Source organism: Haloarcula ordinaria (genome assembly GCF_029338275.1).
Lineage (GTDB): Archaea > Halobacteriota > Halobacteria > Halobacteriales > Haloarculaceae > Haloarcula > Haloarcula ordinaria.
This window is the reverse complement of the sequence record NZ_CP119789.1, coordinates 2470932-2492773: the sequence shown is the minus strand read 5'-3', so window position 1 is coordinate 2492773 and position 21842 is coordinate 2470932. Positions and strand designations below refer to the sequence as shown.

General features: G+C 66.0%; 23 protein-coding genes and 1 tRNA gene. 13 read left to right on the top strand and 11 right to left on the bottom strand.

Annotated elements, in window-relative coordinates:
- Positions 1-22: 22 nt before the first annotated feature.
- Positions 23-502, bottom strand: a complete 480-nt coding sequence (locus P1L41_RS13110; RefSeq protein WP_276296175.1) for a DUF309 domain-containing protein — start codon at positions 500-502, stop codon at positions 23-25.
- A gap of 92 nt (positions 503-594) precedes the next feature.
- On the opposite strand from P1L41_RS13110, the gene P1L41_RS13105 reads away from it, so the two are divergent.
- The 5 genes from P1L41_RS13105 (at position 595) to P1L41_RS13085 (ending at position 5334) form a co-directional block, all read left to right on the top strand.
- Entirely contained in the window at positions 595-1110 is a 516-nt protein-coding gene (locus tag P1L41_RS13105; protein ID WP_276296174.1) for a DUF21 domain-containing protein, read from the top strand.
- A 133-nt stretch (positions 1111-1243) separates the two neighbouring features.
- Positions 1244-1327: transfer RNA gene (locus tag P1L41_RS13100), tRNA-Leu, on the top strand.
- Between the two features lie 315 nt (positions 1328-1642).
- On the top strand, positions 1643-2983 hold the full coding sequence (locus tag P1L41_RS13095; protein ID WP_276296173.1) for a metallophosphoesterase: 1341 nt from the start codon (positions 1643-1645) through the stop codon (positions 2981-2983).
- Between the two features lie 287 nt (positions 2984-3270).
- Positions 3271-4107: an inositol monophosphatase family protein gene (locus tag P1L41_RS13090; protein WP_276296172.1), complete on the top strand. Its 837-nt coding sequence runs from the start codon at positions 3271-3273 to the stop codon at positions 4105-4107.
- Positions 4108-4185: 78 nt separating this feature from the next.
- Entirely contained in the window at positions 4186-5334 is a 1149-nt protein-coding gene (locus P1L41_RS13085) for a DUF63 family protein (RefSeq protein ID WP_276296171.1), read from the top strand.
- A 33-nt stretch (positions 5335-5367) separates the two neighbouring features.
- On the opposite strand, the gene P1L41_RS13080 is transcribed toward P1L41_RS13085, so the two are convergent.
- The 3 genes from P1L41_RS13080 to P1L41_RS13070 all read right to left on the bottom strand — a co-directional run bounded on the left by P1L41_RS13080 (position 5368) and on the right by P1L41_RS13070 (position 9877).
- A complete protein-coding gene (locus P1L41_RS13080; protein WP_276296170.1) occupies positions 5368-7074 on the bottom strand; it encodes a YcaO-like family protein in 1707 nt (568 codons plus the stop codon).
- A 49-nt stretch (positions 7075-7123) separates the two neighbouring features.
- A complete protein-coding gene (tbsP, locus tag P1L41_RS13075) occupies positions 7124-7939 on the bottom strand; it encodes a transcriptional regulator TbsP (RefSeq protein ID WP_276296169.1) in 816 nt (271 codons plus the stop codon).
- Between the two features lie 237 nt (positions 7940-8176).
- Positions 8177-9877 carry a hypothetical protein gene (locus P1L41_RS13070; protein ID WP_276296168.1) on the bottom strand — a complete coding sequence of 567 codons (1701 nt, stop codon included), beginning with the start codon at positions 9875-9877 and terminating at the stop codon, positions 8177-8179.
- A 253-nt stretch (positions 9878-10130) separates the two neighbouring features.
- Between P1L41_RS13070 and glyA the strand changes: the two genes are divergently transcribed.
- Positions 10131-11378 (top strand): serine hydroxymethyltransferase, encoded by a 1248-nt coding sequence (gene glyA / locus P1L41_RS13065; protein ID WP_276296167.1) that lies wholly within the window; start codon positions 10131-10133, stop codon positions 11376-11378.
- Positions 11379-11414: 36 nt separating this feature from the next.
- Here glyA and P1L41_RS13060 read toward each other — a convergent pair whose 3' ends face one another.
- Positions 11415-11756: a hypothetical protein gene (locus tag P1L41_RS13060; RefSeq protein WP_276296166.1), complete on the bottom strand. Its 342-nt coding sequence runs from the start codon at positions 11754-11756 to the stop codon at positions 11415-11417.
- A gap of 110 nt (positions 11757-11866) precedes the next feature.
- On the opposite strand from P1L41_RS13060, the gene P1L41_RS13055 reads away from it, so the two are divergent.
- The gene (locus tag P1L41_RS13055) at positions 11867-12424 is read left to right on the top strand and encodes a hypothetical protein (protein WP_276296165.1); all 558 of its coding nucleotides are present in this window, start codon (positions 11867-11869) and stop codon (positions 12422-12424) included.
- Here P1L41_RS13055 and P1L41_RS13050 read toward each other — a convergent pair.
- Complete coding sequence (locus P1L41_RS13050; protein ID WP_276296164.1) at positions 12421-12561, bottom strand: hypothetical protein; 141 nt, start codon at positions 12559-12561, stop codon at positions 12421-12423. The genes P1L41_RS13055 and P1L41_RS13050 overlap by 4 nt on opposite strands.
- A gap of 242 nt (positions 12562-12803) precedes the next feature.
- Here P1L41_RS13050 and P1L41_RS13045 point away from each other — a divergent pair, with 242 nt between their 5' ends.
- Both P1L41_RS13045 and P1L41_RS13040 read left to right on the top strand, forming a co-directional pair.
- Complete coding sequence (locus P1L41_RS13045) at positions 12804-13697, top strand: bifunctional methylenetetrahydrofolate dehydrogenase/methenyltetrahydrofolate cyclohydrolase (protein ID WP_276296163.1); 894 nt, start codon at positions 12804-12806, stop codon at positions 13695-13697.
- Positions 13698-14192, top strand: coding sequence for an NUDIX hydrolase (locus tag P1L41_RS13040; RefSeq protein WP_276296162.1), 495 nt, complete (start codon positions 13698-13700; stop codon positions 14190-14192). It abuts the gene before it with no gap.
- On the opposite strand, the gene P1L41_RS13035 is transcribed toward P1L41_RS13040, so the two are convergent.
- On the bottom strand, positions 14181-14900 hold the full coding sequence (locus P1L41_RS13035; protein ID WP_276296161.1) for a DUF7117 family protein: 720 nt from the start codon (positions 14898-14900) through the stop codon (positions 14181-14183). The genes P1L41_RS13040 and P1L41_RS13035 overlap by 12 nt on opposite strands.
- A 59-nt stretch (positions 14901-14959) precedes the next feature.
- Between P1L41_RS13035 and P1L41_RS13030 the strand changes: the two genes are divergently transcribed.
- Positions 14960-15106 carry a hypothetical protein gene (locus tag P1L41_RS13030; RefSeq protein ID WP_276296160.1) on the top strand — a complete coding sequence of 49 codons (147 nt, stop codon included), beginning with the start codon at positions 14960-14962 and terminating at the stop codon, positions 15104-15106.
- A gap of 201 nt (positions 15107-15307) precedes the next feature.
- Here P1L41_RS13030 and P1L41_RS13025 read toward each other — a convergent pair whose 3' ends face one another.
- Positions 15308-15580, bottom strand: coding sequence for an amphi-Trp domain-containing protein (locus P1L41_RS13025; protein WP_276296159.1), 273 nt, complete (start codon positions 15578-15580; stop codon positions 15308-15310).
- Positions 15581-15793: 213 nt separating this feature from the next.
- Between P1L41_RS13025 and P1L41_RS13020 the strand changes: the two genes are divergently transcribed.
- Complete coding sequence (locus tag P1L41_RS13020) at positions 15794-16069, top strand: PadR family transcriptional regulator (protein WP_276296158.1); 276 nt, start codon at positions 15794-15796, stop codon at positions 16067-16069.
- A 13-nt stretch (positions 16070-16082) separates the two neighbouring features.
- Here the strand turns inward: P1L41_RS13020 and P1L41_RS13015 are convergent, their stop codons facing one another.
- Positions 16083-17348, bottom strand: coding sequence for an AI-2E family transporter (locus P1L41_RS13015; protein WP_276296157.1), 1266 nt, complete (start codon positions 17346-17348; stop codon positions 16083-16085).
- Positions 17349-17519: 171 nt separating this feature from the next.
- Positions 17520-17846: a ribbon-helix-helix protein gene (locus P1L41_RS13010; protein ID WP_276296156.1), complete on the bottom strand. Its 327-nt coding sequence runs from the start codon at positions 17844-17846 to the stop codon at positions 17520-17522.
- A 151-nt stretch (positions 17847-17997) separates the two neighbouring features.
- On the opposite strand from P1L41_RS13010, the gene P1L41_RS13005 reads away from it, so the two are divergent.
- Both P1L41_RS13005 and P1L41_RS13000 read left to right on the top strand, forming a co-directional pair.
- Complete coding sequence (locus P1L41_RS13005; RefSeq protein WP_276296155.1) at positions 17998-19863, top strand: sensor histidine kinase; 1866 nt, start codon at positions 17998-18000, stop codon at positions 19861-19863.
- Between the two features lie 84 nt (positions 19864-19947).
- Positions 19948-20886, top strand: a complete 939-nt coding sequence (locus tag P1L41_RS13000) for an HhH-GPD family protein (RefSeq protein WP_276296154.1) — start codon at positions 19948-19950, stop codon at positions 20884-20886.
- Positions 20887-20964: 78 nt separating this feature from the next.
- Here the strand turns inward: P1L41_RS13000 and P1L41_RS12995 are convergent, their stop codons facing one another.
- Positions 20965-21780: an SDR family oxidoreductase gene (locus tag P1L41_RS12995; RefSeq protein WP_276296153.1), complete on the bottom strand. Its 816-nt coding sequence runs from the start codon at positions 21778-21780 to the stop codon at positions 20965-20967.
- Positions 21781-21842: the final 62 nt, after the last annotated feature.

The following is a 21842-nucleotide window of genomic DNA, read 5'->3' as shown; positions in this document are numbered from 1 at the left end:
AGAGTCGTGTGGATTCGGCGTGTCAGTCCAGGCGCTCGGCGTACTCGAAGTCGACGTCCCTGGCAGTGGGGTAGCCGTCGTCGAACCGTATCTGCCATCCCTCCAGCACCGAGGGGTCCGACAGCGCGTTGGTCACCGTCGTCCGCACGTCGAGCAGGTCGACACCGTAGTAGTCGTTCGGGACGCCGCGGAAGTACTGCAGCGAGGTTCGAAAGAGCGAGCGCATCCCGTCGTCGTCCTCGAAGTCGAAGTGCTTGTACGCGCCCGCGGCCACCTGGACCATCCCGTGGAGGAACTTGCTCTCGGTGCTCCCGCGGCCGTAGTTGTACCACTCGTCCTCGAAGCAGTCGTGTGACTCGTGGAACTCACCGGAGTTGTAGAGTCGCACGCCGTGGACCACCGCCTGCCGGAGGGTGGCGTGCTCCCACTGGCCGTCGGCGCGCCAGCCGGCCGGGTTCCCACTGGGGGGCGCGACGGAGGGATCCCGCGTGTGGTCGTCCATAGCCACCCTTCGCTCGCGGGCCGGGTGAATCCTCCGGTGGGCGGGCCCGAGGAGAGCGACGGCTTATTGACTCGGCTCTCCGATGCCAGGCCATGACCAGTGTACTCGTTCTGGCCGGTGGGGCCGTCGCCGTCGTGTCGTTGCTCGCGTTGAGCGCGTTCTTCTCGAGTTCGGAGATCGCGGTGTTCTCCCTGCCCAGTGAGTGGATCGACGCGCAAGCGACGACGGGCGATGACCGTGCGAAGGTGCTCGAGGAACTGCTCGACGACCCACACCGCCTTCTCGTGACGCTCCTCGTCGGCAACAACATCGTCAACATCGCCATCGCGAGCATCGTGACGGTCCTCGTGGCGCAGTCGCTGCCCCCCGGTCCAGCGGTCGTCGCGACCACCGTCCTCACGAGCGTCCTCATCCTGCTGTTCGGCGAGATCGTGCCCAAGGCGTATGGACTCGCAAACGCGAAAGACTGGGCGCTGACCGTCGCCGCCCCGGTCCGGTACGTCGAGATGGGACTCTCGCCGCTCATCACCCTGTTCGACGGCGTCACCACCCGGCTGAACGCGTTCCTCCCCGTCGAGATCGACATCGAGACGCCCTATCTGGAGTAAACTGGTACGAGTGCTGGCATCGCGACGACGTTCGGCGACGCGTTTCCGTGGCACCTTTATACGAGTCGGCGTGACTCTCTACCGGACCAATCGCGGTGCCCGACCCTGGACGGTGGTTGGTCGAGAGACGCGTGCGAGGGTAGCCAAGCCAGGAAACGGCGGCGGACTCAAGATCCGCTCCCGTAGGGGTCCAAGGGTTCAAATCCCTTCCCTCGCATCGCACGAGGCGCACGACGCGCCGAGTAAGATGCAAACGGAGGGTTTGAAGCAGGAAAGTCGCAGCGCGACTCCGTCGCGACCGTCTTTCCGTGGTTCAAATCCCTTCCCTCGCACTGTTGGACCTACCGCGGTCCCTCGCAAACAGTGCTGGAAGACTCGCACGGAGCGGTCTTCCCTCGCAAATTCCTGCGCACCAACCCAGGTAGTCACTCGACCGGCGGCGCACGCAAAACCCGCTCCCGTAGGGTCGTCGTGAGCGACTGCTCGAACGACGAGGAAAACCCCATATAATCCCAGTCCAAAGCCGTAGCCAGTGACCGACGCTACCGAGCCGGTGTACTACGTCATCAGTGACCTGCACATCGGCGGCGACGAACAGCTGGAGCACGCCGCGTTCCTCGACGAACTGCTCGAGTTCCTCACGCGGCTGGAGACCACCGACGAGAACGCGGAACTGATAATCAACGGCGACGCCTTCGGTCTGTGGGAGTTCACGGAGATCGAGGGCCCCGCCAAGTTCGACGCGCTCGTCGAGACCTACCCCGAACTGTTCGAGCAGTTCCACGCGACAGGTGAAAACACCCCGATTACGCTCTTACCGGGCAATCACGACCACGAACTCGCCGTCTACGACGAGTACGTCGAGCGCTTCGACGACTACAACGTCGACGTCGTCCAGGAGCAGTCGATGACCCGACCGATAGACGGCCGGACCATCCACTTCGAACACGGCCACCAGCGCGACCCGAACAACCGGATCGAGGACTGGGGGAACCCACACGCGACGCCGCTTGGCTACTACTACAACACCCTGGTGACGAGCCGAGCCGGCAGGCTGTCGGACCGCGGACGCTACAACTGGCTCCGGGATGTCCAGGCGGTGACGCCGACCGAGCGGATGCCGGTCTGGCTCCTCTCGAAGTACTTCTACCTCGAGATGCATCCGGTCCTGCGCTACGCGCTGGTCCCGTTCTTGCTCTTGTTCAACGTCAGCGCGCTGCTGGCCGTGCTGGCGGGACTCGACCTCGCCGGCGTCTGGTCGGTGCCGGTCGAATTGACCGCGACCTTCCTCTCACAGTTCGGCCCAGCCGGGGCAGTGCTCTGGTCGCTGCTCGTGCTCAACGTGTCGCTGGCGGGGCTGGTGTTGCTGGTCGGCATCCCGCTGTACCTCATCCGCCGCGACGTCCGCCAGACCATCCAGCGCTTCGGCGTCTTCGAGACGGCGCTCACTGTCGACGACGAGACCCCCTACGAGACGGCTGCCCGTGAGGTGTTCGCCGAGACTCCCGAGACCGCGGTCTTCTGTTACGGCCACACCCACCGGCCGCGCGTGCAGGCAGTCGACGATGGGGTGCTGGTCAACACCGGGACGTGGCTGAAGCGCCTGCACCGCCGCGACGGCATTATGGGTATTCTCCCGCCGGTGTTCTATCCCTCGTATCAACTCGCAGCGGTCCGTATCGCGGCCGACGCCGACGGGGTCGCCGTCGAGTACGAACCCATCGAGAAGCCGAACCCGAGTCCGGAGGAGCTTACACTCACCGAGCGGCTGTTGACACTTGGACGTCAGCCGGACCCGTCGCTCCCGGGCCGGGTGGTCGTCGAGGGCGGGGCGGACGTGTCGCAGACCCCCGAGATCGAGGCAACCGACTGATAGTGATTGCTGTACCTGTTTCCCGGTTCGACCGCACACCGTGGTGCGGTCGATACCGGAATGACGTACAGTAGTCACTATGGGGCGGTGGTCCCGTGGCCCGACCGCTTCAGAGATACCCGAAGCGGCAGCGGACGCGGACGAGTACCCCGGCGCTTCATTGGGGTGGAGTTCATCAGCCGTCTCAGGACGACGTCGTCCCGAGGCGAACCACGGCCGCACCGAGTGTCCAGTACAGCCGTCAGCAGACCGAGCGATGTTAGTGGGTCGGTTGTGAACACGGGGACATGGCTGATGAACACCACCGAGCGGCGGTCGCCGAACGCGCCGCCCGGTCCGGGGGCGTTGTCGCCCGCGAGGCGTTCCGCGGCGACCTGGTCGTCGAGACGAAGGCGAACAAGAACGACTACGTGACCGAGACGGACCGGGACGCCCAGCAGCAGGTCGTCGCGACCATCCGCGAGGAGTTCCCCGACGACGGCTTCGTATGCGAGGAGGAACTGACGCAGTTCGTCGGCCCTGAGTCCGATGCGGACGACCCGCTGGCGCTCGACGCCGTTCCCGACAGTGGCGCCGCGTGGGTCGTCGACCCAATCGACGGGACGGCCAACTTCGTCCGCGGGTTACACACGTGGACGACGAGCGTCGCGGCGACCGTCGACGGCGCGGCGGTCGGGTCGGCTACGTACCTCCCGGCCACCGGCGACCTGTACGCCGCGGGGCCGGAGAGCGTCACCCGTGACGGTCGGACCGTCTCGGTCAGCGACCGAGCGGACCCGGAGACGTTCGCCGTCGCACCGGTCGGGTGGTGGGACCGGGACGACCGGACCGAGTTCGGCGACCTCTGTACCGCCGTCGTCGAACGGTTCGGCGACATGCGTCGTATCGGCAGTTTCCAGGCGACGCTCGCGTTCGTCGCCGACGGCGGCCTCGACGGGGCTATCTGCACGACCCCGATGTACCTCTGGGATACCGTCGCGGGCGTGCACATGGTCCGAGAGGCCGGTGGCACGGTGACCGGCCTGGACGGCGAGCCGTGGGAATTCGACAGCGAGGGACTCGTCGCCTCGAACGGCGAGGCTCACGACGAACTGCTGGCCGCCGCTGCGGACGCGCTAGACTGAGCTGACGAGCCGGTTGATTTCCCGGACACGGCGCACGGGACCGGAAGCCTGAAATCTCCCGATGCCGGTCTGTGACGCATGAACACCTTCGGACGAGTCGTCGACGAGTACGGTCCGGAACGGCTCTGGATCGCCTCGTTCGTCACCATCCTCGTCGTCGGCATCGTTGCGGCGCTCGCAGTTCCGCGAGTCGTCTGGGACGGGTTCCTCTGGCGATACTTCTGGGGCCCGGTCTACGCCGACGCGAAAGCGGCCAGCTGCGCCGTGATGACGCCCAGCGGACCGGAAGCGCTTACGAGCGGCTGTGCTGCGGCCATCCAGGACGGACGAATCGTCGCCGAGCCGGGCTACACCGTCGTCTCCGAGGTCGGCTACATGCTCATCCTCATCTTCATGCTGGTCGGCGTCTACCTCCTGCTCGACAACCTGGACATCGCCGAGGACCCGAAGCTCTACTTCGCGTTCGTCCCGTTCATGCTGCTGGGCGGCGCGCTGCGAACCGTCGAGGACGCGACCGACCGAGCGCTCGAAGCCGGGTTCACGCCGTTCGTCGAGTACCCGCTCAGCTCGCTCATCATCAGCCCCGTCATCTACGGCACCGTCTTCCTGCTGACGCTCGCGACGCTGGTGACCGCCGTCTGGGCCGAGAAGGAGGGGTACATCGAGAACTACTACCGCGCGACGGCGGTCACCGGGTCGGTCCTGGTCCTCGTCACCCTCGTCTACCTGTCGTTCGTCGCCGTCACCACCGACTACTCGACGGCGTATCCGTCGGTCCTGCTCGTCACCGTCGGTATCGCGACCGCGCTGTCCTACGGGCTCTACCGGGCGTTCGAGGCGTTCAAGCCCGAGGTGAACTCGGGCACCGGGCTCATCGGCCTGCTGGTCATCTGGGGCCACGCCATCGACGGCGTGGCGAACGTCCTCCTCGCGGACTGGCTGGACACGCTGGGTGTCCCGCTGACCTACTACCCGAAGCACCCGGCCAACGCCTTCATCATCTCGACCACCGAAGCGCTCCAGCCCGCGAACCTCACGGCCGTCCTGGGGACCTCCTGGCCGTTCCTCATCGTGAAACTGGTCGTCGCCTCGGCTGTCGTGTGGCTGTTCAACGACGAGTTCCTGGAGGACAGTCCGCGGTACGCGCTCCTCTTGCTGGTCGCGGTCACGGCCGTCGGCCTCGGGCCCGGGACCCGCGACATGCTGCGCGCGACGTTTGGTATCTAAACCTCCGTATTTTCCCACCCGAACGGCGCCAACCTACGGGAACGGGTGGTGCTCCCGGTCGAGCCGTGGCGCGAACCCGAGCGACTCGGGCACCCGTTCGGCGCGCTCGCCGAAGTAGGGGTCGTCGAAGAAGAGCGGCTGTGCGGTCGGACAGACGACACGGACCGCTTCGAAGCCGAGTCGCTCGACGTCGCGGGTCGTGATGCGCGCCGCGTACGGGTCGAGTCCGGCCGCAGTCACCCGGTCGACAAGTTTCGCCAGTTCGTCCTCACCTTCGGGGACCGAGTCGGGACCGACGCTGTCCACCGGGACGGTCGTCTCCGTCTCGACGAACGACGCCGCGGCGTCCGGTCGACGCGCGAAGTGCCCGATGGCGCCATCCGCGTCCTGCGCCTCTGTGGCCCCCATCCCGTCGAGTTCCATCCAGTTCTGGAGCGCTTCCGCCAGTGCGCCCGTGGCCGCGTCGACCGGGTCGAGCGACGTGGCCGAGCCGAGCGCGAACTCCGGCCACTCGTTGCCCTGGACTGCGACGCCGACGACCGGGACGTCGACGTCCTGTGTGAGCAAGAGTGGCGTCACCTCGAGGTTCTCGGACGCCGCGCGCCGACGGAGCGTCTCGAAGGTGTCGTGGCCCTCGACGGCGATACCCAGCGGGTCGTACGTCGAGTACCACGAGAGCATCGCGGCGTCGCGCTCGACGACCTCGTAGAGTCCGGAGAGCAACGCCTCTGTCCCCGTGCTTCCCAGTCCCAGTCCGGTCGTCACCGGGGGTCGGACCCGACGAGAGGGCGGTGGGTACAACACCGTCTCCGCCGGAAGGTGGTGTCGCTCGCCGGTGTCGAGCCGCTCGGCGGGGTACCACTCGATGGACTCGCCGCTCCAGTCCCACCCCTCGGGCCGGACGAACGCTGTGGGCTCGACGGGGTTCTCGACCCGTGCGGGCGGGCCGGTGGGAAGCGACTCGCTCCGGTAGACGCCGGCCGCGTAGCGCTCGTAGCTCTCACCCAGCGCCTTCATGAAGGCGGTGTCCCAGTCGACGGCGACGCCGGCGGCCTGCCGTGGGACCGTCGCGTCGCTGAACCCCGAGGTGTCGGCCAGCGTCGACAGGTAGTACGGTGCGGGGAACGACTCCGCTTCGCCGACCTCGCTGACGACGCCGACCCGCTCGTCGAGTCCCTCCTGCGCACGGGCCAGCGCCGGCCCGTCGGGTTCGCTGTCTGCCTGCCTGAGCGTGCGGTCCGGATCCGCGGCGCAGGTGCATCCGGGAACCGGGAGGAACTGACGCTGGGCGTGAGGTACCTCGATGACGGTCCCGGGGAGCACCGCGTCGCCGTCGAGGAACTGGCTGATTTTGCGACCTGCGACCGCTCCCGCGAACCGCTGTACGCCGGGGTCGGGGGCTTCCACCGGCTCGTCGTGGTCGGTCACGTTCGCGGCGACGCGGGACGCGAGACAGTCGAAACACCCCACCTCCGGGCCGAATCCGCTCACCGCGGCGTCGACGACCGGCACGCCGCCGACACCACCGAGCTCCACCGCGACCCACGGCGTTCCCGTCGCGCCCGCTCGCTCGTTCGCTCGCCCAAATCGGTCAGCGGCGATTCTGTCGACGACGACGACGATGTCGGCGCCGTCGAAGTCGGGTTCCTCACTGTGTCGTACGTCGGCGTCCGTGTCCGAGAGCGCCGCGAGGAGGGTCTCGGTGGCAGTGCCCTCCCCCGCGACGTCGATGCTGGTCATGCCTGGTGAGACACGGAGGAGATAGAAAAACCCACAGCCACCGTCCGCCTTACGCCGCCAGGATACTCTGGGTGATACTCGCCAGGTCGTCGGTGTCGGCCCCTTTCAGCCGTTCGTCGCCGAGCATGAGGCGGAGGCGCGGACGGCCCACGTCGATGGGGACCTTCTCGGTGTCGATGAGGCCCATGTCCTCGAGCTTCGTCTTCGTCCGCGAGAACGTCGCCTTGCTCGCGAGGCCGATGTCCTCCCCCCACTTGCTGATGTCGTACAGCAGTTCGCCGTTCTTCGCGGCGACCAGGAGCGCGATTGTCACCTCGTCCAGGCCGTCACCGTCACCGCGAGCGGTCGCGAGCGACCCGAGCACCGCGTCGAAGTCGGCGGCCGTCTCGGAGCCGATGTCGGACTCCAGCGTCTCCTGGACGAGCGAGAGCGGCGGTGTTCGGAGCGAGAACGCCTCGGCGTCGTCCCAGACGTCCGCGTAGAACCCGAAGACGTCGCCGACGAATTCGTCGTCGTCCGTCCCCAGGCCCGCGACGGAGTCTCCGACGGTGACGAGCGCGTACACCTCGTCGCTCGTCACTGCGATCGAGTGGTTCGGGCCGTCCGCCAGCAGTCGCAGTGCGAGCGTCTCGGCCTCGATGAGGTCGGCGGCGGTGCTGGCCAGGATGAAGTCGTCCATGATATCTTTCAGGACCCGTTCCTCGGCGAGCATCCGGACTTCGGGGTGGGCCGAACTATCCTCCAGCGTCGTGATGAACTCGGAGATCGTCTCCCCGGAGGGATTGACGACGTACAGTGTCTCACCCGCGTCGAAGACGGACGTGAGGATGGTTCCGATGTCGTCCTGTAGCAGATTTGTACTCATTGTCTTTGCTAGATATATAGTCCAGTATCATATTTAATTTTACCGGCCAACTCGTGTTGAATTCTATCGCGGAGGACTCACTCTCGCCTTCTACCTGGATAAATAAACCATCGAATCGTCGTTATCAAACCGGAAAACGGTTCTGTAGCGCTATTCTGGCGGGTTCTTCGAGCGGGCAGCGATTTCGCAACGGCGAGACGACACTTGTGTTCTTGGTGGTGGATACGGGTGCCGGCGCTACTCGCTCGACTCGAGGTGGGCGGCCAGGTCGTCGGACCAGTAGAACTCGCCGTCGAAGATGATCGGGAACGACGCCGCCCGCAGCTCCCCGGGCAGCCGCTCCGCACCGACGGTGAACGTCCGCTTCGTCCCGTTGAGGGTCTGCTCGTCGGCGAAGGGGACGCGGTAGTGCCCACCGGCCGAGCGCGGCGTGACCACCTCACAGGCCAGCTCGTAGCCGCCGTCGCACTCCGAGAGCCACACGACTATCGGATGGGTGCCCTGGGAGACGAGCGCGTACGTGCCGTCACCGACGACGGCGTAGTCCTTCCCCATCATAATACGGCGGCGGGCCAGTTCGATGGCTCGCTGGAGGCAGAAGCCGTGACTCAGCAGGTGCGCGAAGGCGGTGCCGACCAACGCGGCGTGGTTGTCGAGGACGTCGGTGAACGTCACCGCACCGGCGACGGCACCCCGGCGGACCAGCGCCAGCCCTTCGTCGTAGGAGCCACAGGCGTTGAGGAAGAACGTGGGCGTGCGCACGTCCCCGAGCGAGTCCGACGCGAGGTTCCCGTCGGGACAGCGCAAGCCCGCGTCGTCACAGTGTCCGATGAAATGCACGAAGTCGTTCTCGGCTTCGAACACGGCCGCCAGCTCGTCCGTGCGCAGTCGCTCGCTGACGGTGACGTCCACCGAGCGGTCCGCGCCGCGGTATATCTCGGCGACGGCCCCGTGTTCGTCTGCCATCCCGTCGTCGTTCCGGACGACGGCGACCGATACCGGCTCGGTATCCCGGTCACGGTAGCGCCCCCGGTTCTCGAAGGCCGCCGGCGTCGTCTTGAACGCGTCGATGGGCGTCCCCGGGGCCATCCAGGCCTGTGACCGGCCAGCACCGAGCGACGGCGCCAGTACCGACTCCGCGGGCGAGTCGCTACCGCGTGTCGGGAAGGCGTCGGTCAACGTCCTGTCGAGGAGGTCCCGTGGCTCCATCTCGGCCCCGTCGGCGATGTAGACCAGACTGAGTTTGTCGAGCAGGAAGGGGAGATATCGAGCCCGTTCGATGGAGGGATGGACGTGCGTCGCGAGGTGCCAGTCGGGCAGTGTGCCATCGAGCGTGTCGTCGGGCACCGCCAGATAGCGCTCCAGTCGACCGGCCGGCGAGAGCGACCGGACCGACTCCGGGTCGAGGTCGAGCCGACTGAGCAGGTCGCCGGCACTCGTGTCTGCGTCGACCCGTCGAACCAGACAGTCGAGGTAGAAGACGCGTCTCAGGAGCGCGGCCACGCGGTCCTGGAACTGCGGCCGTCGCTCGAACCGCCGTCTGACGCTCGTCCCAGCCGCCGTGAGGACCGCGGTGTCCCGGTCGACGGCCCGCAGGTCCGCGCCCAGATAGTACGCGAGCGGCGCAGCGACGAACAGGTCCGAGACGGTCGCCGGCACCGCGAGTTCGATACCGGTCTCGGGTTTCCGGTCACGGACGGACCGCGGGACGGAGACCGTGTCGCCAACGGTCACGAGCGGCGGGTGGCTCCGGTGGTCCGGATGGGACCGAGCGGGCGCCATCGAGCGGTGGGCCGCGCTCAGATACGACAGGCCGGTCGCGACGCCCATGACCGTCCCCGGGACCTGGATCTCTGCCGGTCCCGTCTCGGAGTCGCTACGAAAGCCGGTCGTCTCGGCTGTGCCCCGGTCTGCGTCGACTTCGTCGTTTACTCCCACAATCTCAGTCACCCCCATGTGACGTACGGTCCCAACTCTGCGAGAGTCGATTAAATACGTACTGGTTCGTGTCGGCCATCCACAATATTTTGGCTCCATTAAATACCCCCGTATCGTGTTTCAGACCGCTGCTTAAGCGAGCGGAAGAAAGCCATTAGTTCGAACCTGACAGGTTCGTGTTCGCGCTCGTCACTGGCTCTCACACGGTCGCCCAAAGGGTAGCTTATTGTCGGGCGGGTCCAGAGAAGTCGATATGACCTACGACACAGTCCGCGAGACGGACCCTGCTGTCGCAGACGCGCTGGAGGGCGAGCGCGCCCGCCAGAACGACACGCTGGCGATGATCGCGAGCGAGAACCACGTCAGCGAGGCGGTCCTCGAAGCCCAGAGTTCCGAACTGACGAACAAGTACGCCGAGGGCTATCCCGGCTCGCGATACTACGGCGGCTGTGAGTTCGCCGACGACGTCGAGCAACTGGCCATCGACCGTGCCAAGGCGCTGTGGGGTGCCGACCACGTCAACGTCCAGCCCCACTCGGGCTCGCAGGCGAACATGGGTGTCTACCTCGCCGTGCTCGACCCCGGCGACAAGATTCTCTCGCTGGACCTGACCCACGGCGGCCACCTCTCGCACGGCCACCCGGCGAACTTCGCCGGCCAGGTCTACGAGGTCGAGCAGTACGAGGTCGACGAGGAGACGGGCTACATCGACTACGACGCTCTGAAAGAGAAAGCCGAGGCGTTCGAGCCGGACATCATCGTCTCGGGCTACTCGGCGTACCCGCGCGAGGTCGACTTCGGGCGCATCCAGGAAGCCGCCGACGCCGTGGACGCCTACCACCTCGCCGACATCGCGCACATCACTGGTCTGGTCGCCGCCGGCGTCCACGAGTCGCCCGTCGGCGTCGCTGACTTCGTCACCGGGTCGACGCACAAGACTATCCGCGCCGGCCGCGGCGGCATCATCATGTGTGACGAGGAGTACGCCGACGACGTCGACTCGGCTGTCTTCCCCGGTTCGCAAGGCGGCCCGCTGATGCACAACGTCGCCGGCAAGGCCGTCGGCTTCGGCGAAGCGCTCGAACCCGAGTTCGAGGCGTACGCCGCACAGACCGTCGACAACGCGAAGGCCCTCGGCGAGCGACTCCAGGAGCACGGCCTCGAACTCGTCTCGGACGGCACCGACAACCATCTGGTCCTCATCGACCTGCGTCCCTCGCACCCCGACACGACGGGCAAGGACGTGGAGGCCGCACTCGAGGACGCCGGCATCGTCCTGAACGCCAACACGGTCCCTGGCGAGACGCGCTCCGCGTTCAACCCATCGGGCATCCGCGCCGGGACGCCCGCGCTGACGACCCGTGGATTCGACGAGGAGACCTGCCGCGAGGTCGCAGACCTCATCTACGAGGTCGTCGACGCTCCGGAGGACGAAACCGTCGTCGCCGAGGTCAGCGAGCGTGTCGACGAGCTCACCGACGAGTACCCGCTGTACGACTGAGCGTCGGTCGCTGTTCGAGTCCAGTACGCTTCCGATTTAGTGTTCCCAGTCTTTCTTGAACCCCTGCAAGATCATCGTGAGCGGGACCAGCACGACCATGGCCGCCCCGATGAGCGCCAGTATCGGCAGCGGCGGGAGGATAGCCAGCGCCATCGCCAGACTGTTGCCCTCGGCAGCGTCCACCGTGGCGACGGCCGCGCCGTCGTAAACGATGGTGTACAGCACGCCGAAGAGGAGCGTCATGAAGACGATGTTGAAGAGCGTTCTGATGGGGTGGGTGACGACGTTGACCGCGTTTCGCTTCACTCGGCTCACGTCTCGATTCGCTTCTTGCACCGTGTCCCTGACGAGCCACTCTAGTAGACGTCCTGCAACCATGAGAGAGAATGGTTCGCTGACAGTATGACTGTACACCCTGACAGTGAAAGCAGCGACCGTAAGAGGGGGTTTCCCGGCTGGTTTTTTACTGCTCGCCCCGTTGGGTCGGTGTGACCGACCTCGACAGGACGCGACGGACTGTCCTCACGGCAGGGGTCGCAGCCCTGGCGACCCTCGCTGGCTGTGGCGACGGTTCTGCACCCGAGGCGCAACCGTCCGAACCCGTGACCCAGGCGGCCACGGAAGCAACGGATATGCCGACCCCTTCGGCGACTGACGAGCCAACGGGCGACGACCTGGACCTCCGCGAAGCGAACGTGACCGACGTGGCCGTGACGAACAGCGGTGACCGGAACTACCGGTTCGACGTGACGCTGTACCACGACGACGATGGCGAGGACGGCTACGCGGACTGGTGGCAGGTCGAGACGTTCGACGGAGAGCAGTTGGGGCGACGAGACCTGCTCCACGCGCACTCGACGGCCCCGTTCACTCGTTCCGAGACGGTCGAAATCCCGGCTGGTGTCGATTGCGTCGTCGTCCGCGGCCACGACCAGGAACACGGGTACGGTGGGCAGGCGATGCTGGTCACGGTCGATGGTGGTGCGATGCGAGCCGTCGAGCAAGGGCCAGAGCGCCAGTCGATGGCCGACCAGCCGTGTCCCTAGGGCTCTACCGGGACGAACACCGTCGAACGAATCCACGCCTCGTCGCGCTCGACGTCCTCGAGACGGACCACGCGCTCGCCGGCGCACTCGAACTCGCCGTAGGCTAGTTCGACACGCTTCGATTCGGCGTCGGTCATCTGTCCGTCCTCCGTGTTGCTTCGAGACCGGAGACAAACGGAATCGGGCTCATGTGTCGTGACGGGCGTAGGACGGACCGTAGTATGGCTGTGGCGTCAATTCGTATTCACGGCCGGCGAATCGACGCTATCTATATTCACCGCCGAGACGAGCCGTTCGACGGCGCCGCTGGCGTGTCACAGGAGTGCACACCGGAGCGAATCCGCACCTTAGAAAACCCCCGGTGACGCCACACTAGACAATGACCGAGATTATCGACGGCGACGCACTGGCCCAGTCGGTCCGTGACGGCCTCGCCGAGAGTATCGACCAGCTCGACGATGCGGGCGTCAGGCCGTCGCTCGCGACGGTGCTGATGTCCGATGACCCCGCGAGCGAGACGTACGTCTCGATGAAGCAGCGCGACTGCGAGGAGGTCGGAATCGAGGCCATCGACATCGAGATCGATCCCGAGACCGACGCAACCAAGCTGTACGATACCATCGACGAACTGAACGCCGACGAGAACGTCAACGGCATCCTCGTCCAGATGCCCGTCCCGGACCACGTCGACGATCGACAGGTGCTCCGGGCCATCGACCCGCTGAAGGACGTCGACGGCTTCCACCCCGAGAACGTCGGCCGCCTCGTCGCGGGGAACGCGCGGTACAAGCCCTGCACGCCCCACGGCATCCAGAAGCTCATCGAGTCGGCCGGCGTCGACACCGAGGGTAAAGACGCCGTCGTCGTCGGGCGCTCCGACATCGTCGGCAAGCCGATGGCGAACCTCCTCATCCAGAAGGCCCCAGGCGGCAACGCGACGACGACGGTGTGTCACTCCCGGACGAAGGACCTCGCGGCGAAAACGCGCGAGGCGGACATCGTCATTGCGGCGGCTGGCGTCCCAGAGATGGTCGATGGCGACATGCTCGGCGAGGGCGCGACGGTCATCGACGTCGGTATCAACCGTGTCGAGGCGGATACCGAGAAGGGGTACGAGCTGGTGGGCGACGTCGACTTCGAGAGCGCGAAGGACGTCGCCGGTGCCATCACGCCGGTGCCCGGTGGCGTCGGTCCGATGACGCGCGCGATGCTGCTGTACAACACGGTCAAGGCGGCCAGCCTGCAGCACGACGTCGACGTCGACCTGCCCTGAATGCCCTCGCTCGCAGCGTTCGCGGACCGACCGGTTCTCACCCGGCGCGTCACGCGCGAGACGGACGCGTCGGGCCTGCGGGCACTCCGTGACCGGGGTGACCGCGACCTGGTCTGGGCCGTCGGTGCGCTGGTCGAGGACGACGCGAACCGGCTCTTGCTCGTCTACGAGGACGACCGCTGGAAGCTCCCCGGCGGCGGTGTCGAAGCCGGCGAAACGCGCAGCGAAGCCGTCCGTCGAGAAATTCTAGAGGAGACCGGCGTCGAGTGTCGCGTCGACGACCTCGCGGCGGTGACTGAAGTAACGGTGACTCACGGTGAAGCGCGCGAGACGTTCTTCTTCGGGACCTACCGGGCGACGCCCGAGTCATTGATCACGGCCGACGACCCGGGCCTCGATGGCGAAGACATCGAGCGGGTCGCCTGGCGGGAGTCGGTCCCCGAAGCGTGTCTGGACCGCGACCTGGTGGCCCGGCTCCGTGCGTCAGGTGACTGACCCGCCGATGCCGGTGAGCCAGTTGTCCGCGGTGACGTAGGCGCTCTCCTCGCCGGCGACGAACCGACCCAGGTCACGCGCCGCGTGGAGCAGTCGGTTGGCGTCGGCCGGGTCCACGTCGCCGTCGAGCGCCTCGATTCGCTTTCGGTGGTCACGGATTCGCCCGGAGAGCCGTCGCGCCGTCTCGTCCTCGTCGTCGTTGAGATAGGTTCGGACGTCACGCTGGTAGGCTTCGACGGCGTGGGCAACGGCCAGACCGAACGGGACCCGGAGCGAGGACGGCAGCTCGTCGACGCCGGGCCGCTCACCCTGGTCGGCCCCCGAGAGGAGCGCCAGGAAGTACAGCTCCTCGTCGTCGGTGACTCGCAGCTCGCGGGCCACGTGCGAGCCCACGTACTGGAGGACGACGGCGGCGGCGAACGTCTCGTCGAGCGTCTGGAGGGCGCCGGCGTCGATGAAGCCGCGCTGTCGCGTGTACTCCCGGCACCGTTCGGCCGCGGCGGTCGCGACGTCCCGCGTCGCGTCGGCGTCGATGCGGTTCCGGACGGGCGTCAGGTCGAGCCTCACTGGCGAGTCCGTATGCCGCGTCCGGTCGCCGACGCCGACGCTGTGGACGCTCTCACACTCCGGGCACGAGATGCTCCCCGTCTCGTAGTACGACCAGCGCGTCCCGCAGTCCTGACACTCCCGTTCGCCACGCACTTTCATATCTCCCCCTCGTCGCCCTGGCCTCAAGATTGTTCCGCGCTCGCCGTGTAGGCGACGTCATGCGCTCGGAGGCCGAAATCAGAGAGCAGTACGAGTACCTCGCCGAGCAGCTGGACAGCGGGGACATGAATCACGAACGCGTGCGGATGCTGTTCACGCACTACAAACGCGCGCTCGGCTGGGTCCTCGAGGAGGAACACATCTGACCCGGCGGTTCACGTGTGGCAGATAACAGGTCTGAGCCGGTGCCGGTACTTTTAAGTTATTCTCCCACCAGTCTTCACGTGACGCTTCGCTTGGAGGGCCGAAGCGTCAGCGGGGACCAATTCAGGGCGGCAAGCGGTCGCATTTTTGGCGACCGCTTTCCACTTACTTCGCTCCACCAATAACAGGCAGCCGCGCTGTTCTCACTCGATTTCGAGTGCGTCGTCGCTGGGGTTCTCCGGCCACTCCAGTTCGACCTCGATACTCAGTTCGCCGTCGCCGTCGGCGGGCCCCTCGCGTTCCGCTTTGACCTCGAACTCGACGTGTGACGGCGGGTGGAGCGTCACCGACTGGTCGCCAGCTCGGAGGGTGACGTCGGACCCCGTGTCCAGGTTGTCGGCGAGGGTTCGGAGGTACTCCGCGACGGCGCCTCGGTCCATCTTCCGTTCGCTCTCGAAAAGCACTTCTTCGGGCATACGTTGAGTTTGTCAGCCAAGTTAATAATCCCGTCGGCGCACCCTTTGTCGAGAATGAAATCCTTCTGACGAGATCTGACGGGCCGTGATGATTGACTGAAGGAGGTTTCACAGCTCGAATAGCCCCGCATACGGGCCTGTCACGGGCACCGACACCTATCGGGACGACATAGTTAAATGATTCAGACACTAACAGAATACTAGAACGTACTGATGCACGACCTCACAGGATTCCAGCGAGACCTCCTCTACGTCATCTCCGGGAGAGAAGAACCACACGGCCTCGCGATAAAGGAAGAACTGGAAGCGTACTACGAGAAAGAGATTCACCACGGTCGACTCTACCCGAACCTGGACACGCTCGTCGACAAGGGCCTCGTCGAGAAGGGGCAGCGCGACCGTCGGACCAACTTCTACACGCTGACTCGCCGCGGCCGTCGCGAAATCGACGCCCGACGCGAGTGGGAAGACCAGTACGTCGAGCTCTGAAACCGCCGGCCGCTCACTCGCTGGCTGGGTCGCCTGTCGCTCGCGGGCCACCGCTACTCTTCGAACTCGGCCCCGTCTCGTCTGTCTGGTCGCTCGCTGAATCGTTCTCCAGCAGGTCCGCCTCCGTCCCCGCGAGATTCGTCGGGTCGACGGCACCTGGCTTGATGGGTCTCCCCTGTAAAAGCTCCGGCAGGACGAACCGCGCGAAGTGCACCACCAGGACGAGAATCATCGGGGCCAGGAAGATGCCGTACCACCCGAACAGGAACGGTCCCAGGATGTACGCGAACATCAGCGTCCCCGTATGCAGGCCGGGTTGGTCCTCGAACTGGTCGGGTTTCGTCCCCAACGGCCCGATTTTCAGCGACCCGCCGCCCGAGACGTACGGCCGGATGATGAGGTCCGGAATCGTGTCGACGACGACGAGCGCGACGACGACGAACAGGGCGACGAACCACCACCCCTCACCCTGGAGGCCTGCCTCGACCGCGAGGAAGCCGGCCATCGGAACGTAGACGATCTTCATCCCGATGATGGGGATGAGACTGGCCGCCCCGGCGAGCAAGCCTGTCAGCGCCGGGTAGGGAACCGAGAGGCCGGCCGGTGCAACGGCGTCGACCAGACTGAACGCGATGGCACCGATGGCTCCCGTCACGATGGCGTTGAGGATGTTCCCGTAGAACACGCGGTCGAAACTGCGGTCCACCTCGGCGAAGTACCGGTCCAGGTTGCCCCGGTGGTCCAGATAGTTCTTGCACCACTCGGCGAACCGGCCGCCGTCCCGGAGCATGTAGAACGCGAACGCCAGCATGACGAAGCCGTGGATGAGCCCGGTTCCGACGAGGCCGAGAAAATCGAGCAGCTGCGTGGCTGAGTCGACGAACACGCCGGTACCACCGGCGCTATCGACGAGCGCCTGCGGGTTCTGGACGACTTCGGAGACGTTGACGTACGGGGAGGCGTACTCTTCTATCGGGCCGAACTCCGCCGACTCGGCGAAGCGACCGAACTCCTGGAGCGCGATGGCGATAGTGTAGTACAGAAGTATGATTATCGGGAGGGCGAGCAGCGACAGCGAGATGATAGCCGCGAGCGTCCGCTGACGGATGCGCCCGTAGATGCGCCGGTAGAGGGGACGTGTCGCGTAGTAGAGGAACACCCCGAAGACGAACGTCCCGATGAACGAGTAGAGGACGAACAGGAGGACAGCCGCCAAGACGGCCCCGAAGCCGATCCAGAAGGCCCGGGGCCAGTCTACGTCGACGTCGTAAGAGGCCATGTCAGGACCTTTCACTGGGGTGCGCAAAAAACTGTGGCGTCAATACCGCTCCATGGGGGCGGCCCGAACCGGCAGCTGGCTCGCCGCGTCGCCTTGTGGAGTGCTGCCGTGCTGGCCGCCGGGAGCCTGACCGCCGTCGTCCTCCTCGCCTAGTCGCCGGCCACGAGCCGTTCAGAACTGGTAGCGTCGGTCGTCGTTGTCGTCCTGCTGGGGGAACTGGCCCCCGGTCATCTCGTCGTAACTCATCCCCGAGAGGTACTCGTCGTAGGTGCAGTCGTACCCCGACCGGAGGTGGAAGTCGAGCGAGCCGCGTTCGACCGCCGACTGGAACAGCATGTGCACCGCCCGTCGGACCAGTTCGTCGGTGTCCTCGGGGTCCAGCGCGACTGACAGCATCGCCAGCTCGTTCTTCGTCTCGCGGTCGAGCGCGACGCCGAGTTCGTCGTCGAAGTCGGAGTAGGCGTCCGTGACGTCCGTTTGCAGGTCTTCCAGAGTCATGTGCCAACCCAGCGGCGGGCCGAAGAAACACCTTGCGACTCGCGCGCCCGCGGTCGGTCGTTCTATCAGTCCTACATGACAACGCTTAAAATCAAATACGCAGTACGGAAGTGTAACTACGCCGCCGACCGGTCCTCGGCGACGTACCATCATGGCACGACAAGCGGGGGATGGGTCCTCTGACGCGGTGACTGCTGCGGATGGGTCGGGGAGCGACTGCCGTCCCGACTCGTCCGATAGACAACCGCTGGACGTCCTCAAGCGCCGGTACGTCGCGAAATTCGCGCTGGTGCTCCTCCTGATTGTCCTGTTCGTCTCGACTGCCGGCGCGGTGAGCTACGTCCAGACCTACAGCCACCTCTCGGCCGAGGCGACGGAGAACTTAGAGACTCGTACCGAGCGGAAGGCCGCCTCGGTCGCCGAGTGGCGGACGAGCCTCGAGGCCCACGTCCGCGACTACGCCGCCGAAGGCGCGTTCGAGGCCGACCCGACGGCGGTCACCCAGTACCTGCGAGAGGCGACGGTGACCGCGACCGGGTCTGTGGTCGAGCTGCACTACGTCGACACCTCGGCCAGCGACCCGCGTGTCGTCGCCAGCACGAACGCCTCCGTCACGCGGACGGGCATCCCGCGCCAGTCGGACTGGGACACGCTCGCCGGCGAGGTCACGGAGAGAGGCACCGCCCCGTCCGCCGTCGCGGTCTCCGGACACACGTACGAACGCGGCGGCGCGCAGGTGCTGTCGTTCGCCAGTCCAGTCCGGAACGGGTCGGGCGTGCTCGTCCTGGTCGCGTCCGTCGCGGAACAGCGTCGACTACTTCAGGTCTCCGACCGCGAGACGACGGTGCTACTGAACGCCTCCGGAGCGCCGGTGTTCGAGGCCGACGCCGAGTCACCGGTTCTGCCGGTCGACGAGTCGAACGTCCAGGCGGCGCGGGCCGGCGTCACGACGACTGACGAGCGCGACGACGACGTACTGGCGTACGCCCCGGTGGCGGACACTCCCTGGGTCGCGGTCAGTAGCGTCGAGCAGTCCGTGCTCTATCACTCGGCCATCGAGGTGCGCCAGACCATCGTGGTGCTCGTCGGCACGGCGCTCCTCTCGCTCTCGCTCGCCGGTGTCGTGTTCGGCAAGCGGGCCGTAACGCCGCTCGTCGACCTCCGGAACCGGACGGAGGCGATGGAGCGTGGCGACCTGGCGGTCGACCTCGAGACGGACCGTGAGGACGAAATCGGCCGCCTCTACGACTCACTCGACAGCATGCGCGACGCCCTGCGAGAGCAGATTCGAGAGGCGGAGGACGCCCGGCGGGCCGCCGAGCAGTCGAACCGGGAACTGGAACGACAGAATGAGCGGCTCGAGCAGTTCGCCTCGACGGTGAGCCACGACCTCCGGAACCCGCTGACCGTGGCCCGTGGGCGGGTCGAACTGCTCGAAGCGGCGGTCGAATCACTGGACGAGCCCGCGCGGAGCGAACTCGCGGAGCACGTCGAGCAGATCGACCACGCCCACGAGCGAATCGACGCGATAATCCAGGACGTGCTGGCGCTCGCTCGCGAGGGTAGCGTCGTCGAGGACCCGTCTCCCGTCTCACTCAGAGCCATCGCCGAGGACGCGTGGGAGTCCGTCGACAGCGGAGCGGCGACACTCACCGTCACTGGTGACCGGACTATCGTCGCCGACCGGTCGCGGCTGCTCCGGGTGTTCGAGAACCTCTTCCGCAACGCCATCGACCACGTGGGTGACGATGTCGTGCTGGAGGTCGGGAGCCTCGACGACGGCTTCTACGTCACCGACGACGGGCCCGGAATCCCGGACGAGGACGTCGACGATGTCTTCGAGTACGGATACACGACCACCGAGGACGGCACCGGCCTCGGCCTCTCTATCGTCCAGACTATCGCGCAGGCCCACGGCTGGCGGCTCTTCGTCGACAGGCCCTACGAGGACGGGGCCATGTTCGTCTTCGCCGACGTGGTCGACGAGCCCGCCGAGTCCGACGACCCGTTCGAGTGACGCGACGGGCCGGAGCATTCCCTGACCGCTCCGTCCGCTTGGCGACCGCCAGGCCCATATCGGGACCAGCCCAACTCCCGCGGGATGACCGACCAGTCGCCAGCGACGGACCTGCCCGGCGACGTGCCGGCCGACCCGTCGGCGGTCCAGCGGGCACTCGTCGAGTGGTACGAGGACGGCCACCGGGACTATCCGTGGCGCCAGACCGACGACCCCTATCGGATTCTCGTCTCGGAGGTGATGAGCCAGCAGACGCAGCTCGACCGCGTGGTCGCCGCCTGGGAGGACTTCCTCGAGGAGTGGCCCACTGTCGACGCCCTCGCTGCGGCCGACCGGGCGGAGGTCGTCGGCTTCTGGACCGACCACTCGCTGGGCTACAACAACCGGGCGAAGTACCTCCACGAGGCCGCTCGCCAGGTCACAGCGGAGTACGACGGCGAGTGGCCGCGTGACCCGGAAGGCCTCACGGAGCTGATGGGCGTCGGACCGTACACCGCCAACGCCGTCGCGTCGTTCGCGTTCAACAACGGCGGGGCGGTGATAGATACCAACGTCAAACGGGTGCTCTATCGCGCGTTTGCGGAAATCCATAATGCGGACGATCCGGACTACGAAACCGTTGCGAACGCCCTTATGCCGCCCGGAGAGTCTCGAATCTGGAATAACGCGATTATGGAACTCGGTGGTGTCGCCTGCGGGAAGACGCCTCGGTGCGATGAGGCCGGTTGCCCGTGGCGCGAGTGGTGTCACGCGTACCAGACCGGCGACTTCACCGCGCCGGATGTACCAACCCAACCGAGCTTCGAGGGAAGCCGTCGCCAGTTCCGCGGGCGGATCGTTCGGCTTCTCGGTGAACACGACGAGATGGATCTGGACACACTTGGTCATCGGATCCGAGTGGATTACACTCCTGATGGGGAACACGGACGAGAGTGGTTGCGAGGTCTCCTTTCGGACCTCGCCGACGACGGTCTCGTCCAAGTCGAGGAAGGAGACGATCAGATAACTGCTCGCCTCCAGTAGTCTGATTCAGGTCCGCTGAACTACTTCTAAGGGGTCATAGACGAGTTATATGCGAGTGGACGATGTGATGGTCGAGGGTCACACCGCGGCCTGCTTGTGCCGTCTCAGGTCGTCGGTGTCGCTCGCGTACTGTTCTGTGAGCCACTCGTTCCACGTGACGCTCCCGACTGCGTGCTCCGGGCAGGTCGCGTGGCCAGCTCGAAACGCCGCGGTCGTTCCACCAGGGAGTGGAACTCTGAGTATCGGTCGGCGTAACTCCCGCGCACGACGGTACGCCCGTGCGAGGTCACCCACTGAATGGACCTCCGGCCCACCAACAGGGTCAGTTCGACCCGCAGCTGTCTCCGTCGCATAATCCACGAGACAATCTGCAACCTCGCGGACATCGACCGGCTGAACCTGAATCCTTGTCGGGAGGGGCCATATGGGGAGCTTCGCCACAAAGTCAAGCAACTCTGCGACGAACGAGTGAAATTGCGTCGCACGAACGATTGTCGTCGGGAGGTTGCTGGTCTCGACTGCGATCTCGGCGGTACGCTTGTGCTCGTAGTAGGAGAAGGGGATGTCGTCGATTCCGACGATGGAGGGATAGACGAAATTCTCGATGTCAGCTTCTACCGCGGCTTCCAAAAGGCGATCCGTCCCCGCAACGTCAACTGCCTTGGTGTCGCCCTGCGGGGCCGTCGCCGCGTGGATGACGGCATCAACGTCTTCGAGCGCTGACTGAATCCCCGTGCCTTCAGCCAGATCGAGAGCGACCCACTCGACGTCCGCCGTACTCTCGTCCGGCGGCGAGCGGCTTGCCGCCCGAACAGTATGGCCTGCCTCGGTGAGGCGCGACTGGAGGGCTGTCCCGAGTGTGCCGGTTGCTCCGGTCACCAGCGTTCGAACCATACCTACGGGTTCGGTGCCTCGAACAGAGTGGCTACTGCCGATTCCACTCGGTGGGTTTAAGT